Below are 17,401 nucleotides of genomic sequence, written 5' to 3'. Positions count from 1 at the left end.
AAAAAAATGGTAGAGCAAACGGAAATTGATACAAGCTTGAAGCAAAAAAAGCACCAGCACCTGCAACGTAGTCTTACCAATCGCCATGTTCAATTAATTGCTATTGGTGGTGCCATTGGCACCGGATTATTTATGGGATCAGGTAAAAGTATTGCGCTTGCCGGTCCTTCAATTATCTTCGTATATATGATCATCGGATTTATATTATTTTTTGTGATGCGGGCAATGGGAGAACTGTTATTGTCTAATTTGCAATACCGTTCATTTAGCGATTTTGCTGCTGATTTTTTAGGTCCCTGGGCTGGATTTTTTACCGGTTGGACATATTGGTTTTGTTGGATAATTACCGGTATCGCGGACATAGTCGCTATCACGGCATATACGCAGTTTTGGTTTCCAGAATCTTCGCATTGGGTGGCATCTTTATTAGCCGTTTTATTATTATTTTTACTGAATTTAACCGCAGTAAAGTTGTTTGGTGAAATAGAGTTTTGGTTTGCTATGATCAAAATCATCGCTATCGTTGCATTGATTGTGGTTGGTTTCGGGATGATTTTGATAAATTACCTGCCTTTATCATTTTCCTCTGGCGCTTCTGTGCATCATTTATGGCAAGACGGTGGTATGTTTCCGAAAGGTTTAATGGGATTTTTTGCCGGTTTTCAAATAGCCATTTTTGCTTTTGTTGGTATCGAACTGGTAGGCACTACCGCGGCGGAAACCAAAGATCCTGAAATAGTATTACCACGTGCTATCAACTCGATTCCTATTCGTATTATTGTATTTTACGTTTTTTCATTGATCACGATTATGTCAGTCACGCCTTGGCGTTCTGTCACGCTTAACCAAAGCCCTTTTGTCGAATTATTTGTTTTAGTTAGTTTCCCTGCTGTCGCCAGTGTGATCAATTTTGTCGTATTAACCTCAGCGTTATCATCGGCTAACAGCGGTGTTTTTTCTACCAGCAGAATGCTCTTCGGCCTCGCTAAAAAAGGCAATGCGCCTAAACAATTTAGTCATTTATCACGTTATTCGGTACCGGCGCATGGGCTGACGTTTTCTTGTGTTTGCTTGCTAGGAGGGGTGATTTTAATCTATCTGATCCCTGATGTTATGAGGGTATTTACTTTAGTGACGACAGTGTCAGCGGTTTTGTTTATATTCGTTTGGTCAATGATTTTATGCTCTTATCTTATCTACCGAAAAAAACGACCCGAATTGCATAAAAAATCGCGATATAAAATGCCCGCCGGTATTTTTATGTCATCGATTTGTCTGGTTTTTTTTGCTTTTATTATCCTGTTGTTAACATTTGAAACCCATACCCGGCAAGCCTTAATGGTAATACCCTTGTGGTTTATTATTTTATCAATGGTTTATTGGCTATTACAGAAACGCAAACAGCCATGAAAAGAGTAGACTTCTTGCATAATATTTTATTCGATGTGCTTACCTCCACCCTGAAAAATAGGGTGGGGGGTAAGCAGATTGACATCCTCCCCGCCCTGAAAGCCGAGGTTTTACGGCATATACCCTTCGCCTTTCAAGTTACGGCGGCGTTGGCTGCTCACCCTCATCCTCTGTCATGTACTACCTGTACACTCCTGGGATTCGATTGATTGCCGCCTTGCCGTAACTCGAAATTCATTGGGTATACAGGATAAAAAACAGCTTAAAAATTTGCCGATCATCACGCCAATAAACTTAATGGCGCCCAGAATGACCAAACCCACCGGTTCCTCGTTCGCTACTGGTAAACTCTTTAACAATATTAAATTCTGTTTTTACTACAGGTATCAATACCATTTGAGCAATACGATCCCCTGGTACGATATTAAAGGGCTCGTTACTGCGGTTCCATATTGACACCATTAATTGCCCTTGATAATCAGAGTCGATTAATCCGACTAAATTACCTAACACAATCCCATGTTTATGGCCTAATCCAGAGCGGGGCAAAATAACGGCCGCTAAATTGTGGTCGGCAATATGGACAGCTAATCCGGTTGGTAATAAAACGCAATCACCAGGGGCGACATTTAACGGCTCATCTAAACAGGCACGTAAATCCAACCCGGCAGAGCCAGGGGTTGCATAGCAAGGTAAAGGAAATTCTTTGCCGATTCTTGCATCCAATATCTTAACGTCGATTTTTTTCTTCATAAAGGTTCACAATCTCATCGATGAGGCGTTGACTAAGGGAAAATTTATCGCTATGCGCTAAATATTTGTCCCCTGACTGCCAAAAAAGGTGCAAAGCATTAGTATCACTATGAAACCCATGCCCTGTCAGGGATACATCGTTAGCGCAAATAAGATCCAAATTTTTTTGGATCCGTTTTTGGCGTGCATATTTTTCTACATTATCAGTTTCAGCAGCAAATCCAACGACAAAGGGACGATTTTCAACCATCGCGGCAACACCAGCAACAATATCTGGATTTTTTACCATTCTCAGGCTGATTTCCTCTGGTTGCTTTTTAATTTTTTTATCTGAGATTTGAACTGCCCGATAATCTGCTAGGGCGGCACATGAAATAAAAATGTGCTGGGTTGCGACATTTTTTTGCACTACATGTTGCATTTCTAACGCACAGGTTACATCAATACGTTTAACGCCGGGCGGTGTCACTAAATTGACCGACCCGGCGATTAAAATCACTTGTGCTCCGCGATCTACTGCCGCCTGAGCGATAGCAAATCCCATTTTTCCTGAACTATGATTACTAATAAAACGCACTGGATCTAAAGCTTCACGGGTAGGTCCGGCGGTAATCATAATGTGCAGATGTTTTAGATCTTGTCTACTCGCAAAATGGGCTTGTATTAAATCGACAATGTTATCAGGCTCAAGCATTCTACCAGAGCCGACATCACCGCACGCCTGACTACCACTGTCAGGCCCCCATATTATCAGGCTGCGCTTAGCGAGCAATTTAATATTATCCTGAGTAACACTAGCGCGATACATTTGCTGATTCATAGCAGGGACTAGCGCGATAGGGGCGGCACTGGCGAGACAAAGACTGGTTAACAGATCATTGGCCATCCCTGTGGCGATCCGTGCTAATAAATCTGCGCTAGCAGGCGCTATAACGATCAGATCAGCCCATTTAGCTAATTCAATATGCCCCATGGCCGCTTCTGCTCTGGAATCGAGTAAATTATCATGAACTGGATACCCTGAAACTGCCTGTAACGTGAGTGCAGTAATAAAAGAATGCGCAGCTTCTGTCATTACCACCCGGATCTGAACGCCTCTTTCACGTAAACGGCGTATCAATTCGGGGCATTTATAGGCTGCAATACCCCCGCTGATACCAAGCACAATACGTTTTCCTAGCAATTTGCTCATTGTGATGATCTTTAATACAAGCGTTAAGGTGCGCTATTTTAGCATAGTTGTTAAGCCAATTTTGCGGAGTATCCCGCATATTTCTCAAAACGAAATCGCGCAGAAGTTTGTTGGATGGCATACTGATAATGTGGTTGCGGTAAGAAAAATAGGAGCTCAGGGATGAATGCATGGCCTGGATGTATGCCGCCTCGGGAGAAATTACTAAAATTTGGTGCTGCTACACTCACTGACACTGAGCTACTCGCCATTTTTTTGCGTACCGGAGTATAGCGGGGATACATGTAATGGAAATGGCCGGAAATTTAATCGCGGAATTTGGATCGCTTCATAATTTAATGTCTGCTGACTATCCGACACTCTGCGCACAAAAAGGATTGGGAGAATCTAAATATACACAAATTCAAGCGATATCCGAATTAGCCAGCCGTTGTTCTTTTTCTCATCTAGCGAAAGAAGGGGCGCTATGTAATCCTAAAATTACTCGTGAGTTCATATACAACATTCTGTCACACCGTGAACGTGAAGTTTTTTTAGTTTTATTTTTGGATAATCAATATCGTGTTATCAGCCATGATGAATTATTTATCGGTAGCATCAGTAGCGTTGAAATACATCCAAGAGAAATTGTACGTGAAGCATTAAAGGTAAATGCCGCGGCACTGATTCTATCGCATAATCACCCTTCAGGTCAGGCTGAACCGAGTGAGGCCGATAATTTGATTACCGTACGTATTATTAAAGCTTGTGCGTTACTCGATATTCGGTTGCTTGATCATTTAGTTATTGGTCATGGTGAATACGTTTCCTTTGCTGAACGTGGCTGGATTTAATAGGCTTTTTCGAAACTGAAGTCTTAGAGTCTATTAAAAATCTTCTTAATCGACGCTCAGGCGAGGAAAAAATGAGCGAAAAAGCGCAGTTTACATAAGATAAATGAGCATTTTGAGCTCGTTTTTGACGAAGTATATCCAATGAATTTCGAGTTACGGCAAGGCGGCCAGGGGGTGAGACCGATGAGCGTAGACATGCTACCTGATGAGGCGAATACCCGCAGCCAACAACGCAGCGGCTTTAAAGGCGAAGGTTATATCAGCGAGTATAAGAGATTTTGAATAGGCTCTTACGTCCCCCATTAGACCTCTTTGGAAACCGTAGTTCGTTATGCGGCAAGGCATCCGGCGCACAGCAACCTTCGTTAACACAGAGTACATGAGGATTGCGCGCACCGGGCAACGCAGGATCTGCGTCACGCAGTAGGTTTCCGAAGAGGTCTATTGAATCAGCGGGGAGACGTCAATAAAATTTCCTGTATAGCCAAATCAAATTAAACTGATTTGGCTATACAGTGAGATTCATGAGTAAAGCGGCTGTTTTATTCAATAACTCTAACTTTGGATGCTCTGGATGCGTCTGCCATCAACACTATATCAGCCACACGATTGGCAAAGAGGCCCACAGTCACCACGCCAGGGATACTATTTATTTTATTTTCTAAAGCAATAGCATCCATGATCTGCAAATTGTAGACATCTATTATTTGATTACCATTATCGGTGAGCACATTTTGGCGATACTTAGGCATACCCCCCAATTTGATCAATTCCCGCGCTATAAAAGATCGCGCCATTGGAATGACTTCAACCGGTAATGGAAATTTACCCAACACATCAACCTGTTTAGAGGCATCGACAATACAAATAAACTTTTTGGCAACAGCAGCAATGATTTTTTCACGTGTTAACGCGGCTCCGCCACCTTTAATCATTTGTTTATGTAGATTAACTTCATCCGCTCCATCGACGTAGACAGCTAATTCATCTACTGCATTACAGTCAATGGTAGGTATACCGAGCGAGGTCAACTTCTCTGTTGAAGCAACTGAGCTGGAAACAGCGCCTGTAATATCATGTTTTATTGATCCTAAAGCATCAATAAAATGGTTAACCGTGGAGCCGGTACCTACACCAACAATAGAGCCAGGTTCGATATACGCCAATGCTCCCCACCCAACCGCTTTTTTTTGTTCATCCTGAGTCATGGTAAATTAATGGCCTGTTGTATAATAAAACAACATATATTAACCGTTCCTTACATAGCCAAATCAGTTTAATTTGATTCAAGGCGGAGAATCACAGACAGTACAAGTAGTACGGCAAGCGATGACAACACAGAATCAAATTAAACTGATTCGGCTATATCGGAGATAAACCGCCGATCAACGGGAGATAAAATCAGTTATAAAATAAATCGACTTAAATCTTCATCGTCGACCAAATCACCTAGTTTTTCATTTACATATTCTTTATCAATACTAATGGAACGTCCCTTCTGTTCACAGGCACTGTAAGAAATATCTCCTATTAAACGCTCCAACACTGTGTGTAAACGACGTGCGCCAATGTTTTCAGTACGTTCGTTTACTTGCCAAGCAGCTTCAGCAATACGTTTGATACCCTCGGCAGTGAAATCAATGGTTACGTCCTCAGTTGCCATCAGTGCTTTATGTTGCTCGGTGAGTGATGCGTTTGGCTCAGTTAAAATACGTTCAAAATCTTCAGTCGTCAGTGCTTCTAATTCCACTCGAATAGGAAAGCGCCCTTGTAATTCAGGGATCAAGTCAGAAGGTTTTGCTACCTGAAATGCGCCTGAGGCAATGAATAAAATATAATCTGTTTTTATCATTCCATGTTTTGTCGAAACGGTACAGCCTTCGACTAATGGAAGTAGATCACGCTGTACCCCCTGACGGGAGATATCTGGGCCTGAAGTTTGACCACGTTTACAAATCTTATCGATTTCATCGATAAAAACAATACCGTGCTGTTCGACCGCCTCAATAGTCTGTTGTTGTAATTCTTCTGGATTGACTAATTTACTTGCTTCTTCTTCGACCAGTAATCTAAATGCTTCTTTTATTTTAAGTTTTCGGGTTTTATTTTTTTGACTGGCAATATGCTGAAACATGGATTGCAGCTGGTTAGTCATCTCTTCCATGCCAGGAAGTGACATAATTTCAACCCCTAGCGATGTTGCTGCCAAATTTATCTCGATTTCCTTATCATCTAACTTGCCTTCACGCAATTTTTTACGAAATGTTTGACGAGTCGTTGGAGAAGATTTCTTTTTTTCCTCTGATTTATCACTCTCTTTTGCCGGTCCTACCAATACATCTAAAATTCGTTTTTCGGCGGATTTTTCAGCCTGAGCACGTATTTTTTCGATAGATTGATGCCGAATCATCTTCATTGCAGTATCGGTTAGATCACGAATGATGGAATCAACCTCTTTACCGACATAACCTACTTCGGTAAATTTCGTCGCTTCCACTTTGATGAACGGTGCACTAGCCAATTTAGCTAAACGTCGAGCAATTTCTGTTTTACCGACCCCTGTGGGACCTATCATTAAAATATTTTTGGGTGTCACTTCGCAACGTAGTTCTGGAGGAAGTTGCATACGTCGCCAGCGGTTACGTAAAGCGATGGCGACAGCGCGCTTTGCTTTATCTTGACCGATGATATGGCCGTCTAACTCACTAACTATTTCGCGGGGAGTCATTGCAGACATGTTCTTTTATCCTTACGCTTTAAGGGCTAATGTTTTATATTTTAGTTCTTTAATGGTTTGACAGCGGTTAGTATAAATACAAATATCTCCTGCAATATTCAGTGATTTTTCGACAATCTTTTTGGCAGATAACTTCGTGTTTTCTAACAACGCACGAGCCGAAGACTGGGCATAAGGACCACCAGAGCCAATAGCGATCAAATCATCTTCTGGCTGAATGACATCACCATTACCGGTAATAATCAGTGATGCATTTTGGTCTGCAACCGCTAGCAAGGCTTCAAGACGGCGTAACATGCGATCCGTTCTCCAATCTTTTGCTAATTCAACAGCGGCTTTGGTTAAATGTCCTTGGTGTGCTTCTAGCTTTTTTTCAAACAATTCAAACAGAGTAAATGCATCAGCTGTACCCCCAGCAAAACCTGCTATTACTTGATTTTTATAAAGAAAACGAACTTTGCAAGCATTTTTCTTCATCACGGTATTACCCAGAGTGACTTGGCCATCACCCCCCATAACAACTTCATTATCACGACGTACACTTACAATTGTTGTCACGAGTATTCCTCATTGCAGACTAAACAAAACCTATACCCTTCGCCCTTGAAGCCGCCGCGTTGTTGGCTGCGGGTATTCGCCTCATCAGGTAGTATATCTACGCTCATCAGTCTCACGCCCTGGTAGCCGAAGGCAACTTCAAGGGCTGTGGGTATATACACAGCGACACCTTGACTTCGCGCCATAAACTACGGTTTTGCAAGAAGTCTAATAAGCGTAGTAAATGGGGGGAGTGAGTGATATTTTCAACCCCCCAGATGGCGGGGAATACAATTGGATGCTTCAGTGGTTTTAAGACGTTGCAACATATCATCTACTGTAGCACGAGTGCTATAGGGTCCCAGTATTACGCGATTCCAGCCATCTCCAGAAGTAATGCTACTTTCAATGCCGCTAAGTGCCAATTTAGCACGGAGCGATTCAGCCGGCTCTACAGTACGGAAAGAGCCACATTGTAGCACCCAGAGGGATATTTTTTCTTTTGCTGTTTTTGATTTTGTTGATGGTATCTCTGGTAGTTGAATTGATTTCTGACCTGTATCAAGTGCTGCTTTTTCCCTTATTTTGTGTTGTTCATTCATGATCTGAGTTGATAAATGGACGCCTCCTTCAGCAGTAGGTTCAATTGGTTTACTAACGCCAAATTGACGATTTTCTAGCTCTTTAATATAGCGCCAGCGTTCTTCAGGAGGCGGGGGTAACCCCTTAGTCGTATTAGGATAAGGTAATAACGGTAGTTTGTCTGATTTATTACGAGTAATGAAATAAAGACTCCCGAGCAATATTATCAATAATATAACAGCTAGGATCAGCACTGTTTCGAGTTTATTCCCGTTTTTCTTTTTTTGGGGTGCCTTTTTTTACTCTGGGATCCTAAGGATGCTCGGCTTACATAATCTTTCTGTGCCACTCTTTTTTGCCGCGTATTTAAATGAAATCAATCTGCCATATTACTTAACTGTAGAATGTTTTCCTAGAATTAAACAACGCTTCTCGAAATCTCTTGTGCTCTCGCTGATACTTTGTCAAAAATGAGCTTAAAATGCTCATTTACTCTCTTCAATTAAGTATAAAAAGGAACTGCGCTTTTTCGCCCATTTTTTCTCAATTGAGCGTAGTTCAAAGAAGATTTCAAATAGGCTCTTAGTGTCTATGATCAATCTTTTTAGCATCCCTCAAGTATGTTAGGATGCTGGGCTAAATCCTCTGAATTTTTTTGACCTCATGAGCTATCAGGTTCTTGCCCGTAAGTGGCGCCCACAAGTTTTTTCAGCAGTGGTGGGTCAGCAGCATGTGCTGACGGCACTCGCCAATGGTCTTTTATTAGGGCGTCTGCACCATGCTTATCTTTTATCGGGTACCCGAGGGGTAGGAAAAACCTCTATTGCTCGCCTACTGGCGAAAGGGCTTAATTGTGATAAGGAAATTACCGCGACTCCCTGTGGAAAATGTATTAGCTGTCAAGAAATTGAGCAAGGACGTTTTATCGATTTGATCGAAATTGATGCTGCTTCACGTACAAAAGTGGAAGATACGCGTGAATTACTCGATAACGTGCAATACGCGCCAGTGCGCGGGCGTTTTAAAGTCTATTTGATCGACGAAGTTCATATGCTATCTCGGCACAGTTTTAATGCTTTGTTGAAAACGTTAGAAGAGCCTCCAGCACACGTAAAATTTATACTAGCGACGACTGATCCACAAAAATTACCGATCACTGTCCTTTCTCGTTGCCTTCAATTTCATTTACAAGCACTCAATATAGAACAAATTCGTACTCAGCTAGAAAAAGTATTGCAGGCTGAGCAAGTAGCTTACGATTCTAGAGCGCTGCACTTATTAGCTAAAGCTGCAGATGGCAGCCTGCGTGATGCCTTGAGTCTAACTGATCAAGCCATTGCTATGGGACAAGGACAGGTAACAACAGAAACGGTCAGCCAAATGCTCGGCACATTAAATGACGAGCAACCCTTAGCTATTATTGAAGCATTGCTTAATGCAGATGCTGTGCAGCTGATGACTCAAGTTGCGCAAGCGGCGTCACGGGGTGTCGATTGGGAGACTCTCCTTGTTGAAAGTTTACGGCTATTACACCAGATTGCTATGATGCAGCTGCTGCCTGCAAGCCATCATCAGTTCGATGATCAGGATCAAGCCATAGAACTACGTTTACGTACTTTGGCAAAAGTATTACCCCCCGCGGATATTCAACTTTATTACCAAACTTTATTGATCGGACGTAAAGAGTTGCTATATGCCCCTGATCTGCGCATGGGAGTCGAAATGACCTTGTTACGTGCATTAGCCTTTCATCCACAAAGGTTGATTGATGAAAAACAGAGTATGGTAAGCCAGCCACCACAAAATATTTCAACCTTCTCGTCTGTGAACAACACCAATGATGCTAAGTCAATGACGGAATCAGTGAGTACAAACCCTTTGCCTTCTGTTACTGAACAGTTATTACAAGCCCGCACACAATTATCATTGCCGCAAGATACNCGGTTAAAAAACCAAGCTGAGTCAAAAGACATCAAGATTAAAAAAAATCTTCAATTGGCAGCAGACAGCGTACTGACAAAAAATGTAGCGCTGAAAGCAGTGCCTTATGATAATCAACAGCCTCGGATAATTAGCACACCTAACCAATTAGATAAAAATAATACGGCTGTTAAAAAGGAAGCTTACCGCTGGAAGGCACAAAATCAACCTTCGACAGTGGAAGCAGTAGTTACATTAAAAACGTTACGTAACGCATTACAATATGAAAAAAATCCAGAGCTACTGCAAAAATTAGCTCAAGAGGCCATCAATCGTGATCTTTGGGCGGCAGAGATAAATAAGCTATCTCTGCCTAAATTAGTCCAACAGTTAGCGCTAAATACGTTTAAACAAACCATTGAATCGAATAATATTTGTCTTCATTTGCGTTCTTCTCAGCATCATTTAAATTCGTTATCTGCTCGAAAAACCCTCGCCGAGGCGTTGAGCCATCTATACGGTGAAAAAATAGAACTCAATCTGATTGAAGACGATGATCCAGCACAACGCACTCCGCTCGAGTGGCGGCAAACAATTTATGAGGAAAAACTTGCACTGGCGCGTCAGTCAATTAAAGGAGATAATAATATTCAGATGCTGTGTCATTTTTTTGATGCCATCTTGGATGAAGAAAGTATTCAACCGATTTAGCAATAGACGCTTTGCAACCCTAGTCGATTTTGCAAAAACTCTAATGAATTGAAGAAAATTAACGAAGCGATGAGAGATAATTATGGTTGGTCTAGATGATATGGCTAGTGCTATAAAAGGTGCCCAGAAAAATATAGAAAAAATACAGGCAGAAATTCAGCAAGCAGAAGCGATTGGTGAGTCAGGCGCAGGGCTCGTTAAGGTAACAATTAATGGCGCGTATAAATGTTTAAAAATTAGCATTGATCCAAGCCTAATAACAGGTGATGTAGATAAAAAAATGTTAGAAGATCTGATTTGTGTCGCCTATGACAATGCAGTAGAAAAAATTGCCGCCATTCAAAAAGAAAAATTAGGCGTAATATCAAACGTATTCCAGTCAGGTTTCAAGATGCCATTTTAAATGTAGTGATGGCGATCCTTCTTGGGTGCTTAGCAGTGGAGATGCCAAGATTGAATTATTTCCACTTAATTTCAAATTAGGAGCATCTATCATGGAGCAACAATAAATTGCTCAATTTGTCCCTGTAGTTAAACGGATATAACAAGCCCCTCCTAAGGGCTAGTTACTGGTTCGATTCCAGTCGGGGACACCATTTATGGCGGTGCAAATGCCAAAAAAATTTTCTGCCCTCAATAAATAATCCTAAATTTTTCTAACCCTGGGGTATGAATCTGTATCACATTCTGCCCAACAGGATTTGAGAAAACATCGACAACACATCATCTATCTGACTGTTTTTCATCAATTCAGTATCAAAATTTTCGAATGTACCCAATGAATTTCGAGTTATGGCAAGGCTGCAATCAATCGAATCGGTACATGACAGAGGATGAATGTCGCTGCCAACGCCGTCGTAACTTGAAAGGCGAAGGGTATAGAAATTAACAATACAATCTTGGCTTGAATATTGCCTCCTTGATTTTTGATGAGTAAAGTCTTATCTATGCTATGTGCTCATATGAAAAAAAGGGCACTGTTTTTTTTCCAACACACTCGTCAATGAGGGAAACAAGGCATGAAAAGACAGAAGAGAGATCCACTACAAAGAGCATTGTCACGTGGTTATCAAGCAGGGATAACGGGTCGTTCAAAAGAAAAGTGTCCCTATCAGTCGTTAAATGCACGTAGTCATTGGTTAGGAGGTTGGCGACAGGCCATAGCAGAAAGGGTGCTATCGCCTAAGTAGCGTACGCTAAAAATGATAAAACCTCCGCAGAGCGGGGGTTTTTTAATGCTTTTTTAATGCTGTTGTTTAATGGTATTGATTTATTAACAGTTATTAGTCTTATTGAACAGCCCTACTTTTAACTCAGTGGCACTGTAAATTTGTTTGTCATCAACGTAGACTTCTCCATCAGCAATACCCAAAATGCACCTACTCTTCTTAATACGCTTAAAATTAATTTTATAGGTTACTTTTTCTGATGTAGGCAGCACTTCACCGCTAAATTTCACTTCACCTACTCCAAGCGCACGTCCTTTACCTTCATATCCCAGCCAGCCAAGATGGAAACCGACCAGTTGCCACATAGCATCTAAGCCAAGGCATCCTGGCATGACAGGATCATCGATGAAATGACACTGAAAGAACCAGAGTTCAGAGGTAATCTTGAGCTCTGCTTCGATGTAACCTTTATGATATTTACCACCGTCTGCGTTGATGTTAGTAATGCGATCCACCATTAACATATTGTCGGCTGGTAAACGGGGTCCGTTTGTTGCTGTAAAAGCTCGCCACGTCCTGATGCTGTAAGATCTTCTTTTGTATAAGATTTTTCTTTATAAGGTTGAGGTTTATCTTTATCTGCCATATTTTTAGTGAGCCTTCTTTAAGGACTGTGGGTATATACCCTTCGTCTTTGAAGCTGCCGCGTTGTTGGCTGCGGGTGCTCGCCGAATCACGTAGTCTATCTACGCTCATCGGTCAGGCGCCCAGGCCGCCTAGCGGCAACTTCAAAGGCGAACGGTATATATATTCGATCAATGTAACCAGCTTAACCAACGAAGTGGCCAAGGCCGCCGTCGATCATGCATATGTACTTGAGCAATGCGCTCTTGGATGATGCCTAATAAATTAGTTTGATTTTCATGACTGTAGGGCAATCCAGTCAATAATGGCAATGCTTCGGCCACGGTATCTACCGCCCATAAAATGAAAATTGTTCATTTTTCACTGCTTCAACCACGGCTTGATGAAGACAAAGATGACGGATATTGCTGGTGGGCAGGATCACCCCCTGTGAGCCTGTTAAGCCACGCCGTTGACAGACTTCGAAAAAACCTTCGATTTTTTCATTAATTCCTCCAATCGACAGAACATTACCAAACTGATCGACAGAGCCGGTTACGGCTAATTGCTGCTGAATGGGTTGTTGAGAAAGTGCACTGATCAACGCACACAACTCAGCTAAGGATGCGCTGTCACCATCAATATCGCCGTAAGATTGTTCAAAAACAATAGAGGCGGAGAAGGGTTGCGGTTGTTCTAACGCCAACTCTGAAATTAAAAACGCCTGCATAATCATCATGCCTTTGGCGTGAAGATTTCCCCCTAGCTCTGCTTTACGCTCCACATCTACAAATTCACCATCCCCCAGATGTACTACGCAGCTAATGCGCGTTGGCTCCCCCATGGTACTTGGATGCCCTGGGTATTCCAGTACCGATAATCCATTGATTTGGCCAATCACTGTGCCTTCGGTTTGGATGAGAATTTGGCCTAATTCAATTTCATTTTGCAATTGTTCAGCGAGATAACTTTGGCACCAATGTCGATTATTTAACGCTATATTCAGCGTGTTGGCAGTGATAGTCTCTGTTTCTTGATGTAATGCCGCTTCGGTTAACTGATGACTAAGCCATTGTGGGCAAAGTGGCAGATAATGCTGATCACCGCTGTAGCGAATGGCTTGTTGAAATAATACCGGCCATGCGTCATTAGCTAATGGTGGTAATTGATTTTGTTCCTGCAACCCGTTGATATAACTGCACCACAATGACATATCGTCAATATTATTGAGTGGCAATTGTGTTTCAAATTCACCATAGCTTGCTATTTTGCTCAATTCGGGCTCTATATCATGGAAATCTCCTAGCCCATGACGATCCCCCACGATGACTAGACGTAGATTAAGGGGGATGGGAGGAATAACCATCGGCAAGGCGCACTTTTCATCAGGAGATAACCACTCAAAACGCTGTTGTATTATCATTTTTTTGAGTCGTAACCACATCAATGGTTGAGAGAGTAAGGTGTGAATGGCAAGAATCAACACCCCTCCATTCACCTGATGTATTAAACCCGGCTGTAGGCTAATTTGATCTTTATGCCGTCTAACACAACCAAACAGCTGCTCTGGTTCAACCCATTCTTGATAGAGGCAAGTGGTTTTCGTGGCAAAAGGCTCATAACCTTTTTGTGCCGCCAGCCAAGTGATTTGATCATTTTGTATCTGATAGTCACCACCATAAAGAACAGGTGGTTTTGATTGGCTGTTTTTTATTATTTGAGCAATTAGCGTAAGATAATCACTGCTTTCTTGTGCTTTAATCAGCATAAAACGTGATTTAGATTGTGGGTGACAGAATAATTTTATACTGCTTGTTAACCGCAGTTGCACCTCGGAACAAATCACCGGTGCTAACTGAGTGGCTCTAGCAAATAATGCCTGATAAGGCGTCGTGTCGGGCAGAAGAGACTGCCATTTGAGTCGTTTATTGGTCAAAGTGGTTAGATACAATGTAAAAAGAAAAAGCGATTATACAAGAATAAAGCAAGCTGCATAGTATAGCGATCTCAGTTAGCGAGTATTTAATAGCGGAGAATATCAAAAATTCTGTTATTCTGATTAAAATTTACACGGTCACTATAGAGTTTACTATGAAATATCAACAACTAAATAATCTTGAAAGCGGTTGGAAATATGCGTATTTGATTAAAAAACACCGTGAAGGTGAAATGATCACCTGCCATATTGAAAACAGTGCCGCGCAAGAAGCGATTAGGCAATTGTTTGAATTGGAAAAAGAGCCAGAAAAAGTTATCGCATGGATTAATCAGCATATTAACTTAGATCTGCATAATCGCATGAAACAAACTATCCGAGCGCGTCGTAAGCGTTATTTTAACGCTGAACATCAGCATACTCGGAAAAAATCGATCGATTTGGAATTTTCAGTGTGGCAACGTTTGTCCATATTGGCGCATCATTATCAGCGTACCTTGTCAGAAACCCTCATTCAGTTGATTGAAGATGCTGAATACAAAAAAAAATATGTTGAACAAATATCCTCTTTAAAACAGGAGCTAAAAGGGATGTTAGATAAGTGAAATTAATGCGCTATCGGGCAATAGAACTCTTTTCAAAACTACTGCGCAACGCAGAATTCACACCATGCAGTAGGTTATGCAAGACGTTTGTTTTGTCGCCTCCATTCCGCCAATAGGATACCGGCGGCAACCGATACATTGAGGCTTTCTACTAACCCGGTACCCAGTATAGAGACAGCGATATCTCCTTGTTGCCAAATGTCTTTTGTTATCCCGCTTTACGAAAATCAACTAATGCAGATAAAAGATCATCTGTATGGATGGCTTTAATGTGCTCGGCGCCGCCTTCAGCAGTACGCATTGCTGCCCCCGAGATGGCTTGGCGTCGGTCTTCTGGCTCTGCTGTGTTATTTTCCGTCAATTTATCTGATGATGGCGCTATTTCATTGATAGCGATTGAGGGCTGGTTTTTTGTTAATGCGGTTGATGAAGGGGAGCGAGGAGGTGATAACAAATTATGATGTTGTTCGCGAGCCAATTTTTCGCGTTGCTGGCGCATCTTTTTAGCTTCGAACCTTTTTTTAGCCTCGGCTCCACGGAGCGTTTCTTGATCCAGTGCGCGTATTTCGGCTTTTTCCTGGCGGTAATATTGCACCAATGGAATGTGGCTAGGGCATACATAAGCACAAGCACCGCATTCGATACAATCAAATAAATGGTGATTACGGGCTTTTTCATGTTCGCCCGCACGGCTGAACCAATAAAGTTGCTGTGGCAATAATCGCGCTGGACAGGCTTCGACGCAGAGCCCACAGCGGATACAGGGTTGTTCTGGCTCAGGTATTGCTATTCAGTTACTGATTTTTACAATAGGGACATCTTGGCTGGGGAGCGTAAAGCCCATCAGGGGTCCCCCCATGATAAGTATGGGTCGAGGCGGCGGCTGGAAGCCGGCTTGGGTGAGTAAATGACTGACTGGTGTCCCTAATCGTACCCAAAAATTTCCTGGATTGGAGAGGGCATCACCGGTTAAGGTCACGACTCGCTCGATTAATGGTTGATTATCAATAATGGCGCGTTTTATGGCGAAGACAGTAGCGACATTTTGCATCAGCACACCAATAGAAGAAGAATGTTTACCCGGTGGAACTTCCCTTCCCGTTAGAATTTTCGTTAATTGTTTTGCTCCCCCTGATGGGTATTTGGTCGGTACGATCCTTAGCTGAATGATTTCATCATCGTTTAACGCTTTTTTAAGTGCCGTAATCGCTGCGGGTTTATTATCTTCGATACCAATGAGTACTTGTTTGGAGCCTAATATAGACATAAGTATGCGGATACCCATGATGATTTCGTTAGCATGCTCCTGTATCAAGCGGTCATCAGCAGTAATATAAGGCTCACATTCAACTGCATTGATAATTAAAATTTCATTGCTATCGAGACCCGAAGCCAGCTTACTGGCGGTGGGAAAACCGGCACCCCCGAGTCCAGCAATACCCGCTAGATGGATTTTTTCGAGTAATTGTTGAGCCGTCAATTGTCGATAATTTACCGGTGGGTCAGATTCACACCCGATATCTTTTCCATCAGGGATGATATGTATACAGGGTTCAGATAATCCAGAAGGATGGGCGACAATATGAGGTTTAATGGCGCTGATAATGCCTGAGCTGGGGGCATGCACCGGTAGTGCGCGATCATGGCCAGAAGTTAATGGTTGGCCTTTTAGCACAGTGTCACCCATTTTCACTAACAGCTCGGCAGGTGATCCCAAATGTTGTTGTAGGGGGATGATAAAAAATTCAGGTAACGGGCAAGTACGTATTGGTACTTTGCTAGACTGTAATTTCATTTCTGGCAGATGGATCCCGCCATCGAAGTTCCATAGTTTATTTGTTTTACTGTATGAACTGTATGAACGAAGTAGCTTAAACATGTTGATCCACATCGATGACTTTGATTGGAATGATCTGTGAAGGTTTTTTTACCGGGACAGTATTCAGATCCCATTTCCAGTTAGCTAGTGTGGTGGCAACAGGTATCATTTCAATACAATCGGTTGGACAGGGCGCAACACACAAATCACAGCCAGTACAGAGATCGGGTAATACCGCAGGGCGGGATTCCACTTTGTATTTTTTGTCATCAATAAGATCAATATTTAAGCATTTCGCAGACGAAATTTTCTCATATGTTTAATTAATATACACAAATTGTGTGTTTTGTAATCTAAAATTGATTAATTAATGAGTTAGATCCCGCCCTGGGTAATACCGTGTGGGCAGGCTTGAATACATTTTGTGCAACCTATGCAATTACTTTCATCAATAAATGCCACTTTTCTTTGTGGGTTAACACGGCTTTCATCACCGTCGAGAGGTTGTGGCTCGATCCCTAATAGTTCGGCCAGTTTAAGCATAACCTTTTCGCCCCGGGGCGAAAAGGTTAA

General features: G+C 42.1%; 12 protein-coding genes, 1 tRNA gene and 8 pseudogenes. 8 read left to right on the top strand and 13 right to left on the bottom strand.

Annotation, left to right across the window (positions count from 1 at the left end):
* The first annotated feature begins 6 nt into the window (after positions 1 to 6).
* A complete protein-coding gene (gene cycA, locus REG_RS07830) occupies positions 7 to 1,410 on the top strand; it encodes a D-serine/D-alanine/glycine transporter (protein WP_006705152.1) in 1,404 nt (467 codons plus the stop codon).
* 294 nt (positions 1,411 to 1,704) lie between these two features.
* Here the strand turns inward: cycA and dut are convergent, their stop codons facing one another.
* On the bottom strand, positions 1,705 to 2,163 hold the full coding sequence (gene dut, locus REG_RS07820) for a dUTP diphosphatase (RefSeq protein WP_006705150.1): 459 nt from the start codon (positions 2,161 to 2,163) through the stop codon (positions 1,705 to 1,707).
* Positions 2,141 to 3,355 carry a bifunctional phosphopantothenoylcysteine decarboxylase/phosphopantothenate--cysteine ligase CoaBC gene (gene coaBC / locus REG_RS07815; protein ID WP_006705149.1) on the bottom strand — a complete coding sequence of 405 codons (1,215 nt, stop codon included), beginning with the start codon at positions 3,353 to 3,355 and terminating at the stop codon, positions 2,141 to 2,143. The genes dut and coaBC overlap by 23 nt, the downstream gene beginning before the upstream one ends.
* Positions 3,356 to 3,517: 162 nt before the next feature.
* On the opposite strand from coaBC, the pseudogene radC reads away from it, so the two are divergent.
* Positions 3,518 to 4,188: pseudogene (gene radC, locus REG_RS07810) on the top strand (RadC family protein).
* A gap of 141 nt (positions 4,189 to 4,329) precedes the next feature.
* Positions 4,330 to 4,470, top strand: coding sequence for a hypothetical protein (locus REG_RS13405; protein WP_176603481.1), 141 nt, complete (start codon positions 4,330 to 4,332; stop codon positions 4,468 to 4,470).
* A 260-nt stretch (positions 4,471 to 4,730) separates the two neighbouring features.
* Here REG_RS13405 and rpiA read toward each other — a convergent pair whose 3' ends face one another.
* The 5 genes from rpiA to REG_RS07790 form a co-directional block, all read right to left on the bottom strand.
* Complete coding sequence (gene rpiA, locus REG_RS07805; RefSeq protein ID WP_006705147.1) at positions 4,731 to 5,396, bottom strand: ribose-5-phosphate isomerase RpiA; 666 nt, start codon at positions 5,394 to 5,396, stop codon at positions 4,731 to 4,733.
* A 197-nt stretch (positions 5,397 to 5,593) separates the two neighbouring features.
* Positions 5,594 to 6,925 carry an HslU--HslV peptidase ATPase subunit gene (gene hslU, locus REG_RS07800; protein WP_006705146.1) on the bottom strand — a complete coding sequence of 444 codons (1,332 nt, stop codon included), beginning with the start codon at positions 6,923 to 6,925 and terminating at the stop codon, positions 5,594 to 5,596.
* A gap of 12 nt (positions 6,926 to 6,937) precedes the next feature.
* Positions 6,938 to 7,483, bottom strand: a complete 546-nt coding sequence (gene hslV, locus REG_RS07795; protein WP_006705145.1) for an ATP-dependent protease subunit HslV — start codon at positions 7,481 to 7,483, stop codon at positions 6,938 to 6,940.
* Complete coding sequence (locus REG_RS11390; protein WP_260200245.1) at positions 7,480 to 7,644, bottom strand: hypothetical protein; 165 nt, start codon at positions 7,642 to 7,644, stop codon at positions 7,480 to 7,482. The genes hslV and REG_RS11390 overlap by 4 nt, the downstream gene beginning before the upstream one ends.
* A gap of 84 nt (positions 7,645 to 7,728) precedes the next feature.
* Positions 7,729 to 8,265, bottom strand: a complete 537-nt coding sequence (locus REG_RS07790; RefSeq protein WP_260200244.1) for an SPOR domain-containing protein — start codon at positions 8,263 to 8,265, stop codon at positions 7,729 to 7,731.
* A gap of 458 nt (positions 8,266 to 8,723) precedes the next feature.
* Between REG_RS07790 and dnaX the strand changes: the two are divergent.
* From dnaX to rmf, 4 genes and pseudogenes are all read left to right on the top strand, one after another.
* Positions 8,724 to 10,675, top strand: a pseudogene (dnaX, locus tag REG_RS07785) (DNA polymerase III subunit gamma/tau).
* A gap of 82 nt (positions 10,676 to 10,757) precedes the next feature.
* Complete coding sequence (locus REG_RS07780; protein WP_006705142.1) at positions 10,758 to 11,078, top strand: YbaB/EbfC family nucleoid-associated protein; 321 nt, start codon at positions 10,758 to 10,760, stop codon at positions 11,076 to 11,078.
* 118 nt (positions 11,079 to 11,196) lie between these two features.
* Positions 11,197 to 11,271, top strand: a tRNA-Arg gene (locus REG_RS07775).
* A 423-nt stretch (positions 11,272 to 11,694) separates the two neighbouring features.
* On the top strand, positions 11,695 to 11,865 hold the full coding sequence (gene rmf, locus REG_RS11385) for a ribosome modulation factor (RefSeq protein ID WP_071985200.1): 171 nt from the start codon (positions 11,695 to 11,697) through the stop codon (positions 11,863 to 11,865).
* An 83-nt stretch (positions 11,866 to 11,948) separates the two neighbouring features.
* Here rmf and fabA read toward each other — a convergent pair.
* Together fabA and REG_RS07765 are read right to left on the bottom strand one after the other, a co-directional pair.
* Positions 11,949 to 12,490: pseudogene (fabA, locus tag REG_RS07770) on the bottom strand (bifunctional 3-hydroxydecanoyl-ACP dehydratase/trans-2-decenoyl-ACP isomerase).
* A 169-nt stretch (positions 12,491 to 12,659) separates the two neighbouring features.
* Positions 12,660 to 14,404 (bottom strand): annotated as a pseudogene (locus REG_RS07765) (AAA family ATPase).
* 155 nt (positions 14,405 to 14,559) lie between these two features.
* Here REG_RS07765 and matP point away from each other — a divergent pair.
* The gene (gene matP / locus REG_RS07760; protein ID WP_006705138.1) at positions 14,560 to 15,009 is read left to right on the top strand and encodes a macrodomain Ter protein MatP; all 450 of its coding nucleotides are present in this window, start codon (positions 14,560 to 14,562) and stop codon (positions 15,007 to 15,009) included.
* Positions 15,010 to 15,083: 74 nt separating this feature from the next.
* Here matP and REG_RS14335 read toward each other — a convergent pair.
* The 4 pseudogenes from REG_RS14335 to REG_RS10850 all read right to left on the bottom strand — a co-directional run.
* Positions 15,084 to 15,343, bottom strand: a pseudogene (locus REG_RS14335) (tRNA/rRNA methyltransferase); the annotation flags it as partial.
* Between the two features lie 123 nt (positions 15,344 to 15,466).
* A pseudogene (gene rsxC, locus REG_RS07755) lies at positions 15,467 to 16,888 on the bottom strand (electron transport complex subunit RsxC); the annotation flags it as partial.
* Positions 16,881 to 17,063, bottom strand: a pseudogene (locus REG_RS10855) (4Fe-4S binding protein); the annotation flags it as partial. The pseudogenes REG_RS10855 and rsxC, both read right to left, overlap by 8 nt.
* A gap of 105 nt (positions 17,064 to 17,168) precedes the next feature.
* Positions 17,169 to 17,401 (bottom strand): annotated as a pseudogene (locus tag REG_RS10850) (4Fe-4S dicluster domain-containing protein); the annotation flags it as partial.

This window comes from Candidatus Regiella insecticola LSR1, assembly GCF_000143625.1.
Taxonomy (GTDB): Bacteria; Pseudomonadota; Gammaproteobacteria; order Enterobacterales; family Enterobacteriaceae; genus Regiella; species Regiella insecticola.
Note: the sequence above shows the minus strand (reverse complement) of the source record. Positions and strands in the feature narration are given on the sequence as shown.